Here is a 2,972-nt window from a genome sequence, read left to right as displayed (position 1 = left end):
TATGGTCATTTCCGTTAAGCACATTCAAATTGGTATATTCGATAATTCCTGGTATTGAAATGCTATCGTCATTTATATTAAGCCAAAAGTTTTCTGTGATTTTTTGTTTTAATTTGCATACTGCACACACCACAGGAATGTTAGTAACTTTTTTATATTTATCTATAATTTGCCTTGGTGCTCCCTTTAGTATATTCGCAACAATAGGCAAAGGAATCGTAGAAATTATAAAATCAGCCCTTGCGGTAGTGTTATTTACATTTATAAAAACTTCATTGAGATTTTCTACATTAATTTCATCCACTTGAGAATTGGTGTAAATTTTACCACCCATAGCATTGATATTTTTCTCTAAAGCCTCTATTAAAGCGCTTGATCCTCCTTCAATGTATCCTAGCCCTTCTTGCATAATATTTTTTCTAGATAAGCCAACTCTTCTAATCCTGCTGGCTATCCAAGCAGCTGATAGATTATCTGTATATTTAAAAAATTTCAATTCAAATAGCTTTTGCCATAAAACTTTATAAGCAGAATTTCCTATCCATTTTTTAATCCATTCTACAGCATTTTTTTTATCGAGTTTGCTAAAATTAGCTATTTTTGTTGCATACATTGCGTGCAGACCGTAACGAATTTTGGAAAATAAATCTAATTTTGGAAATGAAATCAATGCCGGCGGGGTGCCCCATTTGTATAATTTTCCATCATAAAAATAACCCATTTTAGTTGGTGTCCATTTAAGTTTATCTAAAATTCCAAGTTCTTTAAGGATTAAAAACAAACTTTTATCTGGTTTGCATATAAAATGGTAAAATTTTTCTATACTTATATCGTCAAAATCAAAATGCGCCGCCATACCACCAATACTAGCTTCCGCTTCATAAATATCTGCTTCTACGCCGTTTTTTAAAAGATAGTATCCGGCGCTTAATCCCATCACTCCAGCTCCTATTATTATTGCTTTTTTCATTAAAACTCCAATATATACTTACTGTAGACTGGATCATTAAATGTTTCATATATTGCATCTGAAAATTTTGTGGGCATAACATGGAAAATATCCCACCAAGGTATAAGCTCGAATTCATCTTTTGCAACTAAAGCTTTAAGTTGCTGGATGGTAAACGGAGGATCTTTCATCAACATTCCAGCGGTTGCCAGTAAAAAATAAAAGAGACTATAGGGAATGTGCAATATTATCGTCTTTGCTTTTGTAGCTTTTTTTATACTACGAATTATATCTACATAATATACTTTTTCACAGCCTGTTATGTCATAAATTTTATTCTTGGGTTTTTCTTTAAGAACGCTTATTATGATATTGCAAAAATCTTTTACATACAGAGGCTGTCTTATATATTTCCCATCTCCCGGTATAGGAAATACTGGAACTTTTTTCATAAACCTCGACAACCACCCCAAATGTTTTCTGTCGAACCAGCCAAACATTAGCGTAGGCCTTAAAACGCAGTAGTCAATTCCAGATGTTATAACCAATTTCTCCTGTTCTTTCTTCGTATTGGTATAAAAATCATTAGCAACAGAATTAATGACAGAAGAACTTATATGGATTAGATATGGCACATTATGTTTTTTCATTAATTCAATAATTAGTTTTGTTGAATTGATATTGTTTCGTATAAATGGATCAATTGTCAGACCGCCGATTTGTGCCTGAAGCATTACAACGCAAGAAGCGTTTATAAAACTGTTTTGCCACTCACCTTTTTCAGCCAAATCAGCAAAAATGACTTTTATGTCTGGATGTAAATTAGCAAGTATTTTAGTATTATACGGATGCTTATCAATAGCAACTATATTGTTAAAACCATTTGCTTTTAATTGAACAATTAAATTTTGCCCTACTAGACCTGCCGCGCCTGTAACCACAATTTTAGAATTTACATCCAATGCAATCTACCTCCTAATAGTATTAAAATAAAACTAACAAGCCACAGTATTATTGTAATCTGTAAAAATCTGTCTTTCAAAACAATCTTGGTAGGATCTGAACTGTTGTTGTATACAAATGTAATTTGCATATATCTTAAAATACCTATAATTACAAAAAAAGAAGTTAGATATAATTTGTTTGAACCCACTCTTTTAATCACATCACTTGAAACTGTATACAAAATATAGCTAAAAATAACAATCGCTGACATAAGAACCATAGCCGCATTTACAAATTCAAAATTGTAGCCGTCTATGGACTTTCTGGGTCTATGACCTTGAGAAACCAGCAATAAATCATCTCTTCTTTTTGCAATTGCCAAAAACAAAGCCAACTGGAACGTTACCAGTATAATCCACATGGAAGTTGAAATATTAATGGCGTAAGAACCAGCAAAAAGCCTTAATACAAAACCAAAAGCAATAATGGATATATCAATTATAGCTATGTGCTTGAGTTTTATACTGTATAAGAAGTTTAGTAATAAATAAATCACAAATATAATCAAAACCTTTGCATTTATAAAGCAACTACCTAAAAGTCCAATTGCAATTAATACAAGCATAAGAGAAATAGCAAATCTTTTGGATAGTTTATTTGAAGGAAGAGGTCTAAATTTTTTTGTTGGGTGTTTTGCATCTTCTTCTAAATCCTTTATATCGTTAAAAATATATACTCCGCTTGCAGTTAAACAAAAAAAGATAAAACAAACAAAAGTTTTCAGAACATCATCAATATTCAGGAAATTTAAAGAAAACAAAAGCGGAGCAAAAATAAATAAATTCTTTATGTACTGGTATGGCCTAAAAAGCGTGATAATGTCTTTAAGTTTTGTCTTTAACATCTATACTTTAATTGTATAAAAATTTTTGGCAAGGTTTTTTTAAAACAATTATGCATTTGGCCTTTTCGAATAAGAAAAATCCTCTCTTTCCAATGTTAAATTTGGATTGTAATATGGATCGCCATTTTTAAGAATATATCCCCACTTCCTCTTAAATAGTTCTATTTCTTTCTT

General features: G+C 31.1%; 3 protein-coding genes. All 3 read right to left on the bottom strand.

Features of this window, described 5'->3' with window-relative positions; all coding sequences use genetic code 11:
* Positions 1 to 970, bottom strand: a 970-nt coding sequence (locus tag Q0C22_RS05480) for an FAD-dependent oxidoreductase (protein ID WP_291492586.1), incomplete at its 3' end; no start/stop codon positions are given.
* Positions 970 to 1,911 (bottom strand): NAD(P)-dependent oxidoreductase, encoded by a 942-nt coding sequence (locus Q0C22_RS05475; RefSeq protein ID WP_291492584.1) that lies wholly within the window; start codon positions 1,909 to 1,911, stop codon positions 970 to 972. The genes Q0C22_RS05480 and Q0C22_RS05475, both read right to left, overlap by 1 nt.
* Positions 1,902 to 2,798, bottom strand: a complete 897-nt coding sequence (locus Q0C22_RS05470) for a UbiA prenyltransferase family protein (protein WP_291492582.1) — start codon at positions 2,796 to 2,798, stop codon at positions 1,902 to 1,904. The genes Q0C22_RS05475 and Q0C22_RS05470 overlap by 10 nt, the downstream gene beginning before the upstream one ends.
* Positions 2,799 to 2,972 lie beyond the last annotated feature (174 nt).

It is taken from the genome of Desulfurella sp., from assembly GCF_023256235.1.
Classification (GTDB): domain Bacteria; phylum Campylobacterota_A; class Desulfurellia; order Desulfurellales; family Desulfurellaceae; genus Desulfurella.
This window is presented reverse-complemented; position numbering and strand designations above follow the sequence as displayed.

Coding starts and splice junctions, on each gene's coding strand:
- Q0C22_RS05470 (WP_291492582.1), bottom strand. CDS start 2,798: ATGTTAAAGACAAAACTTAAAGACATTATCACGCTTTTTAGGCCATAC.